We start from the raw sequence: 17,153 nt of genomic DNA, 5'->3' as shown, positions 1-17,153 counted from the left end.
AAGGTCTTTTAGTCCTAAAGTCTGAAAGTCCCGTCTGCGGGAGGACCCGCGCCCCGTTTTTTGTAGGTCGCGGCGGAGCCGCGCTGCTGGTGACGTTTAGACCTTAAGACGGATCGATATTAAGACTTTTAGACCTCTTCATTTTGAGGCCATGCTTGGCCCCAAAATGAAGAAGGCATTTATCACCGGCATCACTGGGCAGGATGGATCCTATCTGGCGGAGCTGTTGCTCGCCAAGGGGTATGCGGTGCATGGCCTGGTGCGGCGGGCGAGTGCCTACAATCGCAGTCGGATCGATCATCTGCGCACCGACGAAAACGTGGGCTCGGGTCGGTTGGTGCTGCACTACGGTGAACTCAACGACGTCACTTCCTTCCACCGGTTGCTGCACAAGATCGAACCGGCGGAGATCTATCATCTGGCGGGCCAAAGCCATGTGGGTCTGAGTTTTGAACTACCTGAAGTGACCTGCTTGGAAAACGGCATGGCCACGCTCCACCTGTTGGAGAGTATGCGCGAGTTGGATACGTCGACCCGGCTCTACCTGGCGCAGAGTTCGGAAATCTTCGGCGCGCCGGAGGGCGAGGATCCGCAGGACGAGACGACGCCGGTGGCGCCGCGTAATCCCTACGGCTGCGCCAAGGTCTTCTCGATGCAATTGGGCAAGGTGTATCGCGAATCGCACGGGCTGTTTGTGTGCAACGGTATTGCCTTCAACCATGAGTCGCCGCGGCGCGGGGAAAATTTTGTGACGCGCAAAATCAGTATGGGCGCGGCGCGCATTGCGGCTGGAGACGAAGCGGTCATCGAGCTGGGCAATCTGGATGGTCGCCGTGACTGGGGTTATGCGCCGGAGTATGTCGAGGCGATGTGGCGGATGCTGCAGCAGGACCGGGCGGATGACTTTGTTTTGGCCACGGGCCGCACCCATACCGTGCGGGAGTTCGCCGCGGCCGCGTTCGCGGCGGTCGGCGTGCCGGTGGACTTTCAGGGGCAAGGTGTGGAGGAAGTGGCGCGTCGCCGCGACAACGGCGCCATCGTCCTGCGCGTGTCGCCGCGGTATTTTCGTCCGGTGGACGCCGTCAGCTTGCGCGGCAACCCGGCGAAGGCGAAAGCCGAGTTGGGCTGGAAAGCCCAAACGCAAGGCGCGGACCTGGCGGCGTTGATGGTCGAGGCGGAGCGGGGATAGGCGGCGCATTGCGCCGTCGAAAAGCTGACCGCTGGAACCGAGAGGCAGCGAGATTTAACGCAAAGACGGCATCCGCCTACGCCGAGGCTAAGGCGGACGAGGAGGGACGCGAAGAACGCAAAGGGGGCAGTGGGAGCATCCGTCTACGCCACGGCATCGGCGGAAGCAGTCTTAAGGTCTGAAGGTCGAGTCTGCGGGAGGGCCGGTCCGCCGAGGGGCAACGGAGCCGACGGAGCCGTCGGTGGTTCGAAGTCGGGTAGGGGGCACCAAAATCCATTTTTCTCCGTTCACTTCACCTCGACGCCGACCCGGATCCTGACGACGGCGAAAGTTTGGCGGAGCTCGGCGTGGCGAGCGTCGGTCTTGAGCAACCCCAACTTGGGGCATGGAATATCCTCCCTCTCCTGACCGAGCCCACTATCTGCAAGTCGACCAGCCCTGGCATTTTCGGGTGCGTCCCGATCTGATTGAAGAGCTGTGTCTTCCCGACAAGATGTATCGGGAGTTGCCTCGAACGGCGTCCAGTTATTCCCTGTGGCGGCAGCTTGGCGGTTATCAGCCGTGGCACGCTCCTTTCAGGGATATGGCCGAGCATCACCGCTTGGGCTATTTGCCCACCCGGCGTTGGGCCTTCGGAATTTTTGTTCCGCCACAGGAAAATCTTGGTCGAGCTATCGCCATCGACGCCCGCGGCTGGTGGGTTGAGGTCGAGTTTCGAGGAGTGCTTCATTTTGTGTATCGGCGGGCGGTGGAGTTCCTTTTGAGCTACGGCTACACGCGCGCAGAATCCTATTCGTTGCTCGGCAACGGGCAGCGGCCCGCTGGAGGCCGACGTGATAACCTACTCTCCCCTCGGAGTTACATTGGTTACGAGGCCGGCAGCGGGCTTTGCCAAGTGGTGAAGCCGGTTATGAACGAGGAACTGCGGCGCTATCTCCAGCGCGCTCCTGATGTCGAAGCGCTGCGCTTTCCACGCAAACGCTCACTTCCGAACGAGTCTGTCGATTGACGCGACGCCAACGAACCCAACTTGCTGGCGATGAAAATGCTCCACGTGACTGACTTTCACGGGCACCTGCCCTGGTATCAGTGGACCGCCCGTCAGGCGGCACGCTATGACCTCGTGGCTCTCACGGGTGATCTGATCGACGACACGCTTTCAGTATCCACGGAAGAGCAGATCTGCGTAGTGCGATCCCTCGCCGCCCAACTGGAAAGCAAGCTCCTCATCTGTGGGGGCAACCACGATGCGCGTGAACTGGATCCGCCGCACGGGTATCACGACTGGCTGCCGGACTTGCGCCGCCACACGCTGGGGAGCGGCGAGTCGGTGATCGATTTCAGGGGACTGCGGATTGGATACCTCGATTGGGGCGATGCTCCCATGTGGGGCGATCTGGATCTGCTGCTTAGTCACCAGCCGCCGGCGCGCTGTGGTCCTGCGATTGCGGAACCGGAGGGCATTGATTGGGGCGACCTGAGTTTGCGGGACTACCTGGACGCCGAATTGCTGCGGCCGCGCTTGGTTTTTTCGGGTCACGTTCACCGGCCACGGAGGTGGGCGGGGTGTATCAAGAATACGGTTACGCTAAATCCCGGACAAGCTCCGAGCGCATCCGCGGTGCCTGCGCACATTGAGGTCGACCTCTTGCACCGCACGCTGCACTGGCACAGCGGCACCGGTTTGGTAGATGGACGGCGTTTGCCAGAGTAAGGAGGTTCCAATATGGAGCCATGCCAGGTCTTAAAGCTATATTCCCAATCGAGTTGTCTCTCATTCTGGCCATTCCCCCGGAAGTTTTTGTTCCGGGACCTGACGCTGGTCATGGTGGGGCTGCAGACCGGGTTTCGCATCGGCGAACTGCTCTCCCTCAATGTGGGAGACGTCTGGGATGGCGCAGAGGTGGGCGCCCATGTGAAGGTGGCGCGGGCGCATGAAAAGGGGAGGGCGCGGTTCGCGCCGCAGCGCCGTGCGCTCGCGAACCGTGCTCCTCAACGAGGTGCCGACTCCGCGCGTCCGCCGTGTCGATTTTTCCCCGCCAGAAAATAACGCCGTTCGCATTCCGAGCCGCTTTCGCGGCAGGCGCCTTACCCGGTGGGGCGCCAATGACATTGTGCACGCGGTGCTACGGGAGGCCGGGTTGGAGGGAACTGGTGACTACGGCACCCACTCACTTCTGAAGACGTTTTTCTGGGGATTTACGAGGCGACCCGCTTTGACCTGAACCTCACCCGCGTGGTGATGGGGCATTCGAGTTGCACCACCACCCAGCGGTATTTGCATGTGGATGAGGATGACACTGGGCAGGCCATTTCGCGAATTGGGGGCACCCGCGCAGCTGCTGCAATTTCTGCACCGAATGCTCTCGCTCAAGGAGACTCAGGTGAAGAAACGAAACTTGGGTAGCCTCACACGTCAGCAGGAGAGAAACTGCCGCATTCCGTCATGGTAGATGTCGCCCAAGTGGTCGGTCCAGTCGCGCAAAACATAGTGTTTCTCGGTGAGATCCGTGGTGGCGTGTCCCGCGTAGCGACTGACTTTGCGGAGTCCGAATTCCTTGATCAGGGCGGTGATCGCTATTTTGCGACAGTAGTGCATGAGATTGGGAGTGTTGTAGAGTTCGACCGCGCGGAGGTAGTCGACGGTTTGCTTCATGCGCAGAGCGTCCTTTGCGTCGGACAGTGGATACACAATGGGTTCGTCGAGCGGTTGCCCGCGGTAGAATTTTTGGTGCAATAGTTCAAGAAATCCGGGCGCGCCAGCGGTTGTTCGGTTGTGCCCGTTTTTCGTCATGGAGGTGCCGCGTTGGAGCACGCGAAGCATCGGGGGATTTTGGCTGAGGCCAATATCGCTCCAGCGAATGAAGCGAGTTTCACGGTGGCGTAAACCAGTGAACAGCGCGAGCAGGATGGATTGCTGGATGTCTCGCGGAATTCCGGGGAGCGTGGCAAACAGTTGCTGCAGACTCTCGGCGGACGGTGCCGACACCGGCTTGTGGTCGATTTTGAAGCGCTCCCCGATGACGGCGTCATGGAGATTTGGATACGCTATCCCCAGGCTCTTTTGTCCCTCCCGGATAACCAGGGAAAAGTTGGCTGCAACCTGATTGACGGTGGTGGTGACCTCGATCCCGAGGTCTTCCGCAGCCCACTCAGCGTGATCGAAAAATAGCCGCACTGCGGTGGACGGGATTGCGGTGACGGGAAGGGAAAGGATGGCGGGAGCGATGGAGCGAATGAGGTTCCGCCGCTTATCGACAATATGGGTGTTGGTCGCGTGATAGTGCAGCGCGACATACAGGAGCCAGACACAGTCAGTCAGGACGTCGCGTTGATAGGGGGCCTTTCCGGTCGTGGTCTCACGCCATCCCCGATGCAAGTCCAGCACGGTGGGGATACCCGGTGAATACTCGTGCTCCGGCAGAATGTCGGCCATGCGTAGTTGAGAGTGCTCGCCGGATGCGGACCCATAGAGTAAGCGAAGCTGGACGTCGTTCGCGGGATCGTTTTTTGGCGGAAAGCCGAGTCTATCTAGGTAATGCTCGATTGCGTCCCGGGAGGATGGATTTGGTTTGAGGTTCATGGTGAGTTTTGAGGTGCGTTCAAAGCAGCGCCTCGAGGCGAAGGTATTCCTCCAGCTCCTCGTCGCGGAAATTAACGTCCTGAAATTTCGCGAGGAAGGAACTTGGCTGCATGTCTGCTTCATTTGCGCAGACGGAGTAGTCTTGGCCCGCGCGTGTGGCCAAAGTGAAGCGGAACGCGCGGCCGAAATCCTTGAGCAGGTTGCGCGTGCGGAAGTGGTCCTCCGCGAGAAAGCCTATTAGCTCATTGGCCTCGTGCGCGGCTTTCCGCTGGCGAGTAACCTTCAGGAGCCGGGTCTCGTGACCCTTAAGCGTGACCCCCTTCCCCCGTATCACTTTGCCGCCAAAAAAATCACTGAGTATTAGCCAGTGGCTGTCCGGTTTTCGGTTCGCCAGGCACATTGCGATGAGCTCAAAAACCAACTCGATGTGCTCCGTCGGAGGCGCGGGGTAGGGTTTCACCGACGGATGCCCCGGGGAGTGGAATTTTCCGCTGTTTGCCGACGTTGCCAATCGCAAGAATCCGGACGGCAGCACGCAGTCATTCGCGCGGAAAAAATCGCTATCGACGTCCTCCCGATACCAGCGTCGGAAGGCCGCCAGCTCATTTTTTCGCGGGAAGTTCGCTCGAGCGGCAGCGCTCTGAGGACGTCCGACGAACTCCAATTTGGTGCGGTGAAGGGTCCCCATTGAGACGGACAGCGCGATGGACCAGTCAATTCCCGTGTGGTCGCACAGGGCGCATCTCGCGAGCTTCCGGACCACGTTCAGGAGCGCTGTTTTTTGTGCGTGGGTGAGGGTCTCGAGTGCCGCAATGGCGGCGAGCAGATTACCGACGGAGCTCATGCTACCTGCTTCCTTTCATCGGAGGGCTCAGCGACAAAAAGATCGGGAAACTGGCGGACCAGATTGGCTTCGCTTACGAGGTTGTGCCGCCAGCTCTTGGTCAACGGGTCGATGTCCTGACCTGCAAGGATGCCGCGCATCAACTCGAAGCGACGTGCCGAGGCCGTGGCATGGCACGTGGTCGAGAGGGAAATCTGGCGATTTTTCCCGCGGCCACATTTGCGCGGCAGTCGCACTGCGTAGGAGTTCCCGTTGCTGCGCTGGTGCGGATGCAGGAGCGTGAGCTCGCAGCGGTGACCACTCGCTTTCCATTTGGCGACCAACTCCGGGTAGTCCGGCGGAGGACACTCCAGGGCAAGGTCTATTTGGTTAGGCGTTCGTATTGATCGGGCGGTGGAGGTTAGGGGCAGAGGTGTCATCGTCCCATATTGTGGCGAGCCCACCGGGGGGGGCTCATCCGTGGGCATGATGGTCACGCTGCTAAACGGCGACGTGTGCCTGTGGTGCTGACCATCGTGGACAGTCGTTGCATTCTGATGAGGAAGATTCTTTTTCGCCGGCATATTGATAGATATAGCACAGGTTATTTTGTGGCGGCGCGTGAGGTGTTGGGGGCGCCGTCACAGTAATTATGGCGACCTGCGCTGGGAGTTCGCAGGCGGGCTGGTTTCCTCTTGCAGGGCCTAGGGCGCCGTGGTTTCCGCGATGGGGGATAATACAAATACATGGTAAATAGTGGGATAAGTTTCCTTGAAGAGTGTTTTAACCGAATGGTCGCGCGGGCAGAGGGAGCACGAGCGAGCTCGCAGCCTACGCGGAGGGGCAGGATTGAGGGGCGTCTGAAGACCGACCCTACGTGGAATGTCCGGCTTGTGCGGGGGGAGTGGGCGGCAGGGGCCACCCCGAGGGTGGGATCTCGCGTCGCGACGCCATCAACCGGGGTTTTTAGGGGGACTAGGGACGAGCGTAGAGCCTGACTTTTGGCGGTCCCGGTGGGCTTTGGGACGGTGCTTCCCCAAGTGCGTTCGAGGCTAAGATGGGAGGTGTTTTATTGCGATGGTCCGTAAGTAACAGGAAATGAACGAGAAAGGAGACGGGGCGTCTGATTGGATGAGCCCCCCCCGGTCCAGCGGAAGGCAGTTTTTCGATCCCCAATGCGGGGGGGGGGAGGCGTCTGATTGGATGAGACCCCCCCCGGTGCAGCGGAAGGCAGTTTTTCGATCCCCAATGCGGGGTCGGAGGCGTCTGATTGGATGAGACCCCCCCGGTCCAGCGGAAGGCAGTTTTTCGATCCTCAATGCGGGGGGGGAGGCGTCTGATTGGATGAGACCCCCCCGGTGCAGCATTATGTGGTGTTTCTCCTCGCAAAAAAGGTGGAGAGGACCGGTGGGGCGGGGGGCGGCCGGACCGATGTAGCAACAAGAGCCGCCGCTTGCGGCGTGCCGCGGGGGTAGTGCACGGGAAGGCAGAGGTTTCTTAACCGCAGAGAACGCAGATTTTCGCAGAGCCCAGCGGCATGGAGAGCGGCCGAGACCACCGCAGTCGCGGGGCAGGTGGCAGCACCTACACTGGGGTTTGGTTGTAGCCGCGGGCGTGTCGCCCGCGTGTTGCGGTGGAGTGGCTAGCTGGTGGCTGAAAGCTTATATCCTGCCGCCTATCGCTGGGACCGAGGGGCAACATTAGGGCGAGCGAGCTCGCGGCCTACGCCGAGAGGCAGAGCACCGTAAAAAGCTGAAAGCCTACCGCCTAACACCCAACACCTAACGCCGGCTCCGCCGGCGGCGGCGTCCGCGTCGACTTGGTGTTTCCGGCTTGTGCGGGGGGCGTCGGTGCGGCGTGGTAGTGGGCTCGCGACATGGCTTTGGCGAAAGACCCCTCTTCCTTCACTCCTTCACCCCGGACGATTCTGTTGACCGGGGTGGCGGGTTTCATCGGCTCGCACACAGCCCGGGCCTTGTTGGCCGCGGGTCACCGGGTGGTGGGGGTGGATAACCTCAACACCTACTACGATGTTCGCCTCAAAGACTACCGGTTGGATCTGTTGCTGGGGGGCGACGGCAGCCGGCTCGGTCCTTCCCCCACAGATTCGGCGTTCGCGGGCATCGAGGAGGTGCATGGCGCCTTCACCTTCAAGGCGCTCGAGGTCGAGGACTCGGCCGCGGTGAATCGTTTGTTTGCGGATTACCGCTTCGACGCCGTGATCAATTTGGCGGCGCGCGCCGGGGTCCGATATTCGGTCGAACACCCGGAGTTGTATGCCTCCACCAATGTTTCCGGTTCGGTGAATCTGCTGCAGGCGATGAGCAAATCCGGCGTGAACAAATACGTGCTGGCTTCGTCGTCGTCGCTCTATGCGGGCGCCCCGGCGCCGTTTGTGGAGACGCACAACGTGAACCGTCCGCTTTCGCCGTATGCGGCCTCAAAACTCGCGGCGGAGGCGATGGCGTATTCGTTTCACCACCTGCACGGCATCGACGTTTCGGTGCTGCGTTATTTCACCGTGTATGGTCCGGCAAGTCGGCCGGACATGAGTCCGCTGCGTTTCTTGAAGTGGATCGATGAAGGCACGCCGCTCACGCTTTACGGCGACGGGAGTCAGACGCGCGATTTCACCCATGTGGACGACATTGTCGCCGGCACGGTCGCGGCGCTGCGGCCGCTCGGTTACGAGGTGATCAATCTGGGCGGGGGCAATACGCCGATGTCGATCCGGCGATTGATCGCGCTGTTTGAAGAGGCCTTGGGCAAGCGGGCGATCATTGATCAACAACCCTTCCACGGCGGCGACATGCAGGACACGGCGGCGGACGTCAGCAAGGCGGAGCGATTGCTCGGCTGGGCGCCGACGGTAAAACCCGAAGACGGCTTCCGGCGCATGGCGGAGTGGTATCAGGCGAATCGCAGTTGGTTGCGGGGCATCCGCCTTTGAGGCGGATGCCCCGCAACCAACGGTCTAAAGGTCGGAGTGTCTAAAAGTCTAAAGGTCGCTAGCGGCGGCTTTGCCGCGGCAAGCCGGGGACAGGTGGGTCTAAAGGTCGAAGGTCTTAAGGTCTAAAGGTCGAGTCTGCGGGAGGACCCGCACCCCACCGGCGCGATGTGCCGGAGTCTTAAGGGGCGAAGTGCCCCAAGCTCTAGTTGTCGAGTCTGAGGGAGGACCCACACTCCATATTTATAGGTCGCGGCGCAGCCGCGTCGGTGGTGACTTTCAGACCTTAGGACTTTAAGACCTTCCGACGTGCGCGGCGTTAGCCGCGCAGCAGCGTTTGCGCTTGTGCGACGCAGGCGGGTAGGTCTTGGGCTTCGGTGTCGATGACGATATTGGTGTCGTCGGCGGTGGGTTCTTCGAAGCCGGAATCCTTGCCGGTGAACTGCTTCACCTGGCCGGCGGCGACCTTGGCGTAGAGGCCTTTGGGGTCGCGTTGCTGGCAGGTCTCGAACGAGGCCTTCACGTAGACGAGCGTCAGATCGGTTTCGCCGAGGACTTCGCGAGCGAGGGCGCGGAGTTCACGTTTGGGCGTGATGAAACTCACCAGCGTGATGAGTCCGGTGTCGGCGAAGAGTTTGGCGACTTCGGCGATGCGGCGGATGTTTTCGCGGCGATCGTCGTCGGAGAAGCCGAGGTTGGCGTTGAGGCCGCTGCGGATGTTGTCGCCGTCGAGCACCTTGGTGAATCGACCGGCTTCGTGGAGTTCGCGTTCGAGCGCGGCGGCGATGGTGGACTTGCCCGAACCGCTCAGGCCGTAGAACCAGATCACCTGTCCGCGCTGGCCGAGCCGTTGCTCTTTTTCAGCACGGGATACAAGGCGGTCGTGGATGGTGTAGAGATGGTTCATGGGGGGGAAGGTGCGCTTCGTGCAAGGTGGGAAAGTACGTCTCTCGCGTAAGGTCAGAAGGTGGGGTAGTGGGAGGAGGTGCTGGCGCGTAGAGTGGCGTGATGGAGTGTGGGAGGGGGCGTGTTTGGAAGCTACACCTTTTTACTTTGCCGGCGTATCGCGCCGGTACCTTCCCACCCTCATACTTTTAACCGACTACGGTCATCCGCCCAGCCGGTCGGCGAGGGAGAGGGTGCCGACGGTGAGGAGGGAGCCGTTGCGGTATTCAGGTTTGCCATACGTGAGCAGGGTTTGGGCGGGGTGCGTGAGCACGGCGCCACCGGCGGCTTCGACGACGGCTTGGGCGGCGGCGGTGTCCCACTCCATGGTGGGCACGTCGCGCAGGTAGACGTCGGCTTTACCTTCGGCCACGAGGCAGAATTTCAGCGAGCTGCCGATGCTGAGGCATTCGGCGTCGGGGAAACGTTCGAGCAGCGCCTTTACCTCGGGGCCGGCGTGGTCACGGCTGGCGACGATGCGCAGCGGTTCGGCGGCCGGAGAGCAGGTTTTGATGGGCTGGGGTTCGCCGTCCTTTTCCGCGCGCCAAGCGCCCCCGTTGGTGTCGGCGCCGTAGGTGACACCGGAGACGGGCACGTGCACGATGCCAGCGACGGGGCGGCCGTTTTCGACGAGTCCGATGTTCACCGTGAAGGAGCCGGTTTGTTTGATGAACTCCTTGGTGCCGTCGAGCGGATCGACCACGAAGAAACGTTGGGCGGAGGCGATGGAGGCGTCGCGCTCGGTGTCTTCCTCTGAGACGACGGGAATCTCTGGAAAGGCCTCGCGCAGACGCGCCGTGATGAGCCGGTGCGAGGCCAGGTCGGCCTGGGTCAGCGGGGAGTCGTCGGCCTTGGCATCGACGGTCAGCGGTTGTCCGTAGAAGCGCAGGGTCTCCTGACCCGCGGCTTCAGCGATGGATCTCAAAGTTTCGAGCATGGCGGTGAAATTTGTTGTGGTTGCTCCCGTTCAAGGCCGGGTGGGCCGTTTGGAGGAGTCTAAATGTCTTAATGTCCCAAGTCTAAAAGTCATCAGCGGCGGCTCGGCCGCATTCGATAATGCAGGGGGCGGGCGGGCCCGCGCCCCACCGGCGCGATGCGCTGGGGTCTAAAGGTCATTTAGTCTAAAGGTCCGGAGGTCGAAACTGCGGGAGGGCCCGCGCCCCGTTTTTCTCGGTCGCGGCTAAGCCATGCCTGAGGCAGGCAAGCCGCTGCTGGTGACCTTAAGACTTTAAGACATTCCGACTTTTAGACCAACGAGCCCGTGTCTACCGGATCATTCCGGCGGCCACGGTCTCGTTGGAAAATTCGTCGACGAGGATGATGGAGCCGGTGATGCGGTTTTTGCGGTAGGAGTCGTAGAAGAGGGGGGCGGAGGTGCGCAGGGTGATGCGGGCGATGTCGTTCAGGCTGACCGTCTTGTCGTCCTCGTGTTTGTGGAGGGTGTTGACGTCGACTTTGTAGTGCACGTCGCGGACGACGGCGCGGCACTCCTTGCTGGTGTGGCGCAGGAGGTATTTGCCGCGCGGGGCGAGGCTCTTCTTTTCGGAGAACCAGCAGATCATGAGGTCGATGTCCTGGCCGACCGTCGGCTGGTTGTTGGGCTTGGCCAGCATGTCGCCGCGGGAGATGTCGATCTCGCGGTCGAGGGTGATGGCGACGGAGTGCGGGGCGAAAGCCTCGTCGAGTTCACCGTCGTGCGTGTGGATGGCCTTGATCTTGGCGTTGAAGCCGGAGGGCAGCACGGTGACGTCGTCGCCCGGTTTGAAGACGCCGCTGGCGACGCGGCCGGCGAAGCCGCGGAAGTCATGCCACTCGTCGGAGTGGGGGCGGATGACGTATTGGACCGGGAAGCGCGGGTCGACGTGGTTGGCGTCGGTGCCGATGTAAACCGTCTCGAGATGGTAGAGCAGGGTCGGGCCTTGATACCATGGCGTGTTGGCCGACTTCTCGACCACGTTGTCGCCGTGCAGGGCGCTGATCGGGATGAAGGTGATTTCCGGCACGTCGAGGCGGCTGGCGAAGTCCTTGTAGGCGCGCACGATCTCGTCGAACTTGGCCTGGTCGAAGTCGATCAGGTCCATCTTGTTCACGGCGACGGTGATGTGTTTGATGCCGAGCAGGGAGGCGATGAAGGAGTGGCGGCAGGTCTGCTCGATGACACCCTTGCGCGCGTCGACCAGGATGATGGCCAGGTTGGCGGTGGAGGCGCCGGTGACCATGTTGCGGGTGTATTGGATGTGGCCGGGCGTGTCGGAGATGATGAACTTGCGGCGCGGCGTGGCGAAGTAGCGGTAGGCCACATCGATGGTGATGCCCTGTTCGCGCTCGGCGCGCAGACCATCGGTGAGCAGGGCGAGGTCGAGGTGGCCGTCGCCGCGCTGCTTGGAGGTGCGCTCGATGGAGTCGAGTTGGTCCTCGAAGATGGTCTTGGTGTCATACATGAGCCGCCCGATGAGCGTGCTCTTCCCGTCATCGACGGACCCCGCCGTAGTGAAGCGGAGCAGTTCCATGTCAGTGTAATTCGTGGTACTCATTCTAAAGTGGGAAGGTGGGAAAGTACGCTGGCGCGTAAGGTGGGAAGGTGAGGAAGTGGGAAGGCACGCTTCGCGAAAGGTGGCTGAGGCGTTACTTGAGGGTGCGAGTGAAGGCCGCGATGCGTTTAGAGAGAACTTCGGCGTCGTTGCGGAGCTCGCCGGATCGGGCTGACGAAAGGTAGTTTAGACGTACCGCTAGATAGAACATGCTGCGAACTTCGGCGCATGAGCGTTTCGCGATGCGGAGGAAGCGGGCGAATTCAGGATTCGAACCGGAATCAAATCCTTCTGCGATATTGTTGGAGATGGAGACGGCCGCCGCTTGAATTTGGCTGTTGAAGCGAAGGTCGCGAGCGGAAGGAGAGGATGCTCCGAACTCAGAGTAGATCTGGACGGCGAGCTCCTGAGCCTGCTGCCAGATTTCCAAGTTCTCGAAACGCTCAGCGAACGACATGGCTGTATTCTCACCTTGTGCTTGGGCACACCTTTTACCTTCTCACCTTTAAACCGCGTGGTCCGACCACGCTCAGAAATAGCCGGCTTTCTTTCTGTCTTCCATGGCGGTGTCGCTGCGTTTGTCGTCGGCTCTCGTGCCGCGTTCGGTTTGGCGGGCGGCGGCGACTTCGGCGATGACGTCGTCGATGGAGGCGGCGGGGGATTCGACCGCGCCGGTGCAGGTGGCGTCACCGACGGTGCGGAAGCGCACCTGGCGGGTTTCGACGACCTCGTCGGGTTGCGGCGTGATGAAGTCGGTCACGGCCAGCCACGTGCCGCCGCGGCGGATGACTTCACGCTCGTGGGTGAAGTAGATGGAGGGCAGGGGGATGTTCTCCTGCTTGATGTATTGCCATACATCCATCTCGGTCCAGTTGGAGAGCGGGAAGACGCGGAAGTGTTCACCGGGGGCCTTGCGGCCGTTGAAGAGGTTCCAGAGCTCGGGGCGCTGGTTCTTCGGGTCCCATTGGCCAAACTCATCGCGATGGGAGAAAAAACGCTCCTTGGCGCGGGCCTTTTCCTCGTCGCGGCGGGCACCGCCGATGGCGCAGTCGAATTCGTGCTCCTCGATGGCGTCGAGCAAGGTCACGGTCTGCAGGCCATTGCGGGAGGCGTTGGGGCCCTTTTCCTCCTGCACGCGGCCCTCATCGATGGACTTCTGGACGGACGCGACGACCAGGTTGGCCCCGACGTCAGCGACGAACTGATCCCGATAGTCGATGGTTTCGGCGAAGTTGTGGCCGGTATCCACGTGCATCAGCGGAAACGGCATCTTGCCCGGCCAGAACGCCTTCTTGGCCAAGTGGGCGACGACGATGGAGTCCTTGCCTCCAGAAAAGAGCAGCACCGGACGTCCGAACTGGGCGGCGGTTTCACGCAGCACGTAGATGGCCTCGGATTCGAGGTGCTGGAGATGGTTTACGGTGTAATTTGACATATCGTTTCGCGGTAATCCCCGGTCACGCAGGCAGGAAAGCCGTTGAGTGAAAGGTTATTGGAGGCGGAAGCGAGAGCTGATTCAAGGGGGAGTCAAACAGTAAAGTTTAGTAAAAAGGGTAAAATACATCATAAAAGCCGAATCTGGGCTTTGGGCGGGAGCGCTGCAGCGCCGAGGTGGGGGGCGGGTCTGCGGGAGGTGTTAGGTTTTAAGGGGGGGCGGTTTTAAGGGGGAGGTGTTAGGATTTAGGGCGGCGCAGCCGCGACTTTGAAGGGGTGGCGTAGGGCCGGTCTTCAGCCGGCCTTTCGAACGGGAACCGGGGAAGGTCGTGGAGGCACGCGAAGGGCTGATGCTAACGTGCGCCCTTGGTAAGGATTTAGGTGTTAGGATTACGCGGCAAAGTCGCGCCGTAAAACAGCTACCGTTCGAATCTATCCGCCCAAGAATTCCACCTACAGGGTTAATGGTTCCGTTGGTCACCCGCTTGACTTGGGCGCAGATGGCAGGAAGTTTGAGGCGCTCCCATGAGTGTACTCGAAATCAAGCAGGGAATTTCTCGACTGTCGTTGAAGGAACGTCGGGAAATTGAGATCTATCTGCTTCAGTTGAAGCGGAAAACGCCGGCATGGAAGAAATCAACGGCTAAGCGGATCAAAGAGATGCAGGGCGGTAAGTTTACCGAGATTGGCGAGCTCGAGGAACGGTACGCGCGTGGCGAGTAGGCCTTCATATCGTCCCGTCTTTTCCGAGTCAGCGGTGGCGTTCTTCGTTGGGCAGTCCAAGCGACGTCAGCGAAAGCTACTTGATCGTGCCCACGAACTGGCCGCCGACCCGTTCCTAATGCCTGATTTTTGCAGTCCAGATGACACGGGACGAACGGTTTCTCACCTAATGGTTGATGGCTTCATTTTTGATTACTGGGTGGATGACGCGCTGCAGGCAGTCCTTATCGTCGACATCTGTGACGCGGAGTAGCGGCTGAAAGGGGGCCGGAAACCAAGGGTCCACGTAGCTGCGTTTGAGCCGTAGTCGAAAACGTGGCCAACGAGTGTCCAACCTGCGACCACCCTTTAACCTGCGGCTCAAGCGCGGCTACTCATGGGCACCGAGGCACTCCACTACGGGTCCCTTTCATAATCACTGGCCGGTTTTTGCGGCTAGTCTCTACGCGTTGCCGCGCTCCGTCCGTCAGGGATTAGGATTTAGGAGTTAAGGGTTAGGATTTGCGCGGCGCAGCCGTGTCGTTGCGATCCGGCAGTAGTCGGGATTCCGTTCGATCCCGATCCAACTCCGGCCAAGCCGTTCGCAGACGACGCCCGTGGTGCCACTGCCGAAGAACGGATCCAGTACCCAATCGCCTTCCTTTGAGCTGCTCGCAACGAGCATCTCGATCAGGCGCTCGGGCTTTTGGCTGGGATGCCCGACTTTTTGCCGTTCCGGCTGCCCTGGGGGCACCCGCCGAAACGGGCCCTTTGGGCCACCTCTCGCATGGCTCGAGGCACCATCTACGCGCTGCCGCGCTCCGTCACCTTCGATTCAAGTCGGGTTTGGGCAGCAGCAATCCGTTCTTCTGCGATCCGGCAGTAGCCGGGATCTTTTTCGATTCCGATCCAATGGCGGCCGAGGCGTTCGCAGACGACGCCCGTCGTGCCGCTGCCGAAGAACGGATCCAGCACCCAGTCACCTGGGCGTGAGCTGCTTTCGACTAACATCGAAATCAGTTTCTCCGGCTTCTGCGACGGGTGCCCCACTTTTTCCCGACTTGAACCCTTCAGGCTGGGGACGCGGAGGAGGTTGGTGGCGTATTTGCCTTTTTCCAGATGGGTGCGGCGGGCGTCCAGGTCCTTATAGCGTTTGTCCTTCAGGTAGCGGGAGATGGTGGCAGCGTCGTAGGGTAGACGCACGGCGTCTTTGTTGAAGTAGGGGCGGGTGTCCGGGGTTTTGCGCAACACCAGGCACTGCTCGTAGGCGGGGGTAAAACTGTCGCCGCGGTCATTGTAGCCGACCACGCGGTCCCAGATCAGCATATCGTGGAAGCAGGCGAGCCGACAGAGGAGGGAGCAGACATGAATCCAGCGGTGTTCGCGCTGACCCAACTGGCCGAAGACAAAAAACAACCCATCCGGTCGCAGCGTCCGCAGTGCCGCGCGAAACCACTCCTCCGTCCATTCGAGGTATGCGTCCCCTTCAAGTTCATTGTCCCACGACTCCTCCACCAACACGTTACCGTATGGCGGGTCGGCGATGATCAATTGGAATAAATCGTCCGGCAGGTCCGCGAGGCCATCCAGTACATCTGCTTGGATGAGCCGGTCTGGTGTCAGCTTTTTCATTTTTTGGCTTTCAGCGTTTTACCCGAGGCATCGCCTCGTGGGTTGCCGTGGGGAGGATCCGCGATAATCGCTTGGAAGAAGCCATCGGGTCGTTCGGGCAGCCCCTCCATCACGTCGGCATGAATCAAATAATTCGGTTCCATCATGTTCTGTAACGCGACGAAACTGGGGAAACTTTCAGAAATCTCTGGCCGGCGCTGACGGAGACGCCGCCGAGATTCCAATAACCCGGGTTGCGGCGAAACCGCCGCTTGGAACTTTCGGACCTTTCGACATTGAGACTCTTAGACCCACGATGCCCCGCATCGTTATTGAAGCTCTGTAACGTAATGAAACGGCGGAGTCTTTCAGCAAATTGACCGCAAGAAGGCGCAAAACGCAGTCGGCTACGCATGTCGTCGCGGCGTTTTGACTCGGCGCTGGCAGGATAGGGCGACGCTCTGCTGGAGAACGAACCGTTGATGCTGCGCAAAGACCACCTTCGCACGCCCCAACCGCTCAATCGTCCGGACCTTCCGGACCGTCCGGACCGTGCCCGGACCTTCACACCATACGCTTCGCGTACTTTCCCACTTTCCACCGCGGCTAAGCCGCCGCCCCCATTGCAAAAAAGTTACATGGTTCAGTTCATTTTGAATTGAACTGGCTCGTCCGTGCTGTTCCGGTCGCCGCGTGGCCCAGCCACTGTCCAAAACGAACTCCGCCCAGGATGCCTCCGCAATGCCGATTGAGCAGGGACGCAACCCGGCGAAGCCGTCCCGAGAAACTGGGGTCGACTCATATTCAGTTGATGCGAACTCTGGCGCCAGAGGCGGTGGCGCGGCGGCGGCGGGGCAGGGGGCGGTAGCGTTTGAGGACGAAGTGATCGCGATCTTTGTGGACATGATGCAGACGCTCGGCCTGCCCAAGTCGCACGGGGAGATATATGGCCTGCTGTATGCGACGCCGGAGCCGCTCAGTTTTGCGGAGATCAACGAGCGGCTGGCCCTGAGCAAAGGGTCGGTGAGCGGCGGATTGAAGGCGCTGCGAGGGATAGGGGCGGTGAAGGTGGTCGCGGGGGGGGAGGACCGGCGGGAGCGGTTTGCGCCGGAGTTGGAGATGCGTAAGCTCGTGTTGGCGTATCTTCGGGAGCGGATTCAGCCGCAATTGGAGGCCAACGCGGCCCGTATGGCGCGGTTGGACGAGCTGCTCAAGCGCGCGGCAACGACGCCCGCATCGCAGAAAGTGCTCCAATCGCGTTTGGGCAAACTGGCCAAATGGCGGGAAAAAGCATCGGGGATCATTCCCTGGGTTGCCCGGTTTCTCAGATAACCAGTATACGAAAATCTACAATCGCTGACGGATTGAGGATTTGAGACTTTGAGTGG

At 60.7% G+C, this 17,153-nt stretch carries 17 protein-coding genes; 6 read left to right on the top strand and 11 right to left on the bottom strand.

The window, feature by feature from the left end; translation table 11 throughout:
- Positions 1-166: 166 nt before the first annotated feature.
- The 3 genes from gmd to K1X11_RS04260 all read left to right on the top strand — a co-directional run bounded on the left by gmd (position 167) and on the right by K1X11_RS04260 (position 2,903).
- The gene (gene gmd / locus K1X11_RS04270) at positions 167-1,189 is read left to right on the top strand and encodes a GDP-mannose 4,6-dehydratase (RefSeq protein WP_221031931.1); all 1,023 of its coding nucleotides are present in this window, start codon (positions 167-169) and stop codon (positions 1,187-1,189) included.
- Between the two features lie 385 nt (positions 1,190-1,574).
- Complete coding sequence (locus K1X11_RS04265; RefSeq protein ID WP_221031711.1) at positions 1,575-2,198, top strand: hypothetical protein; 624 nt, start codon at positions 1,575-1,577, stop codon at positions 2,196-2,198.
- Between the two features lie 30 nt (positions 2,199-2,228).
- The gene (locus K1X11_RS04260) at positions 2,229-2,903 is read left to right on the top strand and encodes a metallophosphoesterase family protein (RefSeq protein WP_221031710.1); all 675 of its coding nucleotides are present in this window, start codon (positions 2,229-2,231) and stop codon (positions 2,901-2,903) included.
- Positions 2,904-3,605: 702 nt separating this feature from the next.
- Here the strand turns inward: K1X11_RS04260 and K1X11_RS04255 are convergent.
- Genes K1X11_RS04255 through K1X11_RS04245 form a run of 3 tightly spaced genes read right to left on the bottom strand, consistent with a single transcriptional unit; the run spans position 3,606 to position 5,852 of the window.
- Positions 3,606-4,772: a site-specific integrase gene (locus K1X11_RS04255; protein ID WP_221031709.1), complete on the bottom strand. Its 1,167-nt coding sequence runs from the start codon at positions 4,770-4,772 to the stop codon at positions 3,606-3,608.
- Positions 4,773-4,791: 19 nt separating this feature from the next.
- Positions 4,792-5,616, bottom strand: a complete 825-nt coding sequence (locus K1X11_RS04250) for a hypothetical protein (protein ID WP_221031708.1) — start codon at positions 5,614-5,616, stop codon at positions 4,792-4,794.
- Positions 5,613-5,852, bottom strand: coding sequence for a hypothetical protein (locus K1X11_RS04245; RefSeq protein ID WP_221031707.1), 240 nt, complete (start codon positions 5,850-5,852; stop codon positions 5,613-5,615). The genes K1X11_RS04250 and K1X11_RS04245 overlap by 4 nt, the downstream gene beginning before the upstream one ends.
- Before the next feature lie 1,619 nt (positions 5,853-7,471).
- On the opposite strand from K1X11_RS04245, the gene K1X11_RS04240 reads away from it, so the two are divergent.
- A complete protein-coding gene (locus K1X11_RS04240; RefSeq protein WP_221031706.1) occupies positions 7,472-8,545 on the top strand; it encodes an NAD-dependent epimerase/dehydratase family protein in 1,074 nt (357 codons plus the stop codon).
- A gap of 316 nt (positions 8,546-8,861) precedes the next feature.
- Here the strand turns inward: K1X11_RS04240 and cysC are convergent, their stop codons facing one another.
- The 5 genes from cysC to cysD all read right to left on the bottom strand — a co-directional run bounded on the left by cysC (position 8,862) and on the right by cysD (position 13,453).
- Positions 8,862-9,449, bottom strand: coding sequence for an adenylyl-sulfate kinase (gene cysC / locus K1X11_RS04235; RefSeq protein ID WP_221031705.1), 588 nt, complete (start codon positions 9,447-9,449; stop codon positions 8,862-8,864).
- Between the two features lie 201 nt (positions 9,450-9,650).
- Positions 9,651-10,412, bottom strand: a complete 762-nt coding sequence (gene cysQ / locus K1X11_RS04230) for a 3'(2'),5'-bisphosphate nucleotidase CysQ (RefSeq protein WP_221031704.1) — start codon at positions 10,410-10,412, stop codon at positions 9,651-9,653.
- Positions 10,413-10,752: 340 nt separating this feature from the next.
- The gene (gene cysN / locus K1X11_RS04225) at positions 10,753-12,021 is read right to left on the bottom strand and encodes a sulfate adenylyltransferase subunit CysN (protein ID WP_324726090.1); all 1,269 of its coding nucleotides are present in this window, start codon (positions 12,019-12,021) and stop codon (positions 10,753-10,755) included.
- 91 nt (positions 12,022-12,112) lie between these two features.
- Positions 12,113-12,475 carry a four helix bundle protein gene (locus K1X11_RS04220; protein WP_324726089.1) on the bottom strand — a complete coding sequence of 121 codons (363 nt, stop codon included), beginning with the start codon at positions 12,473-12,475 and terminating at the stop codon, positions 12,113-12,115.
- A 72-nt stretch (positions 12,476-12,547) separates the two neighbouring features.
- Positions 12,548-13,453, bottom strand: a complete 906-nt coding sequence (gene cysD, locus K1X11_RS04215; protein WP_221033321.1) for a sulfate adenylyltransferase subunit CysD — start codon at positions 13,451-13,453, stop codon at positions 12,548-12,550.
- A gap of 524 nt (positions 13,454-13,977) precedes the next feature.
- Here cysD and K1X11_RS04210 point away from each other — a divergent pair.
- Positions 13,978-14,175 (top strand): hypothetical protein, encoded by a 198-nt coding sequence (locus K1X11_RS04210; protein ID WP_324726088.1) that lies wholly within the window; start codon positions 13,978-13,980, stop codon positions 14,173-14,175.
- A 487-nt stretch (positions 14,176-14,662) separates the two neighbouring features.
- On the opposite strand, the gene K1X11_RS23415 is transcribed toward K1X11_RS04210, so the two are convergent.
- Genes K1X11_RS23415 through K1X11_RS04200 form a run of 3 tightly spaced genes read right to left on the bottom strand, consistent with a single transcriptional unit; the run spans position 14,663 to position 15,932 of the window.
- Entirely contained in the window at positions 14,663-14,908 is a 246-nt protein-coding gene (locus tag K1X11_RS23415; protein ID WP_221033332.1) for a DNA-methyltransferase, read from the bottom strand.
- 50 nt (positions 14,909-14,958) lie between these two features.
- Positions 14,959-15,786: a DNA-methyltransferase gene (locus tag K1X11_RS04205; RefSeq protein ID WP_324726087.1), complete on the bottom strand. Its 828-nt coding sequence runs from the start codon at positions 15,784-15,786 to the stop codon at positions 14,959-14,961.
- Entirely contained in the window at positions 15,783-15,932 is a 150-nt protein-coding gene (locus K1X11_RS04200; protein WP_221033340.1) for a hypothetical protein, read from the bottom strand. The genes K1X11_RS04205 and K1X11_RS04200 overlap by 4 nt, the downstream gene beginning before the upstream one ends.
- A gap of 574 nt (positions 15,933-16,506) precedes the next feature.
- Here K1X11_RS04200 and K1X11_RS04195 point away from each other — a divergent pair.
- On the top strand, positions 16,507-17,097 hold the full coding sequence (locus K1X11_RS04195; RefSeq protein WP_221033298.1) for a GbsR/MarR family transcriptional regulator: 591 nt from the start codon (positions 16,507-16,509) through the stop codon (positions 17,095-17,097).
- Positions 17,098-17,153 lie beyond the last annotated feature (56 nt).

The sequence above is a fragment of the Actomonas aquatica genome (assembly GCF_019679435.2).
Taxonomy (GTDB): domain Bacteria; phylum Verrucomicrobiota; class Verrucomicrobiia; order Opitutales; family Opitutaceae; genus Actomonas; species Actomonas aquatica.
The sequence above is the reverse complement of the archived record's forward strand: the minus strand, read 5'-3'. Positions and strand labels throughout refer to the sequence as shown.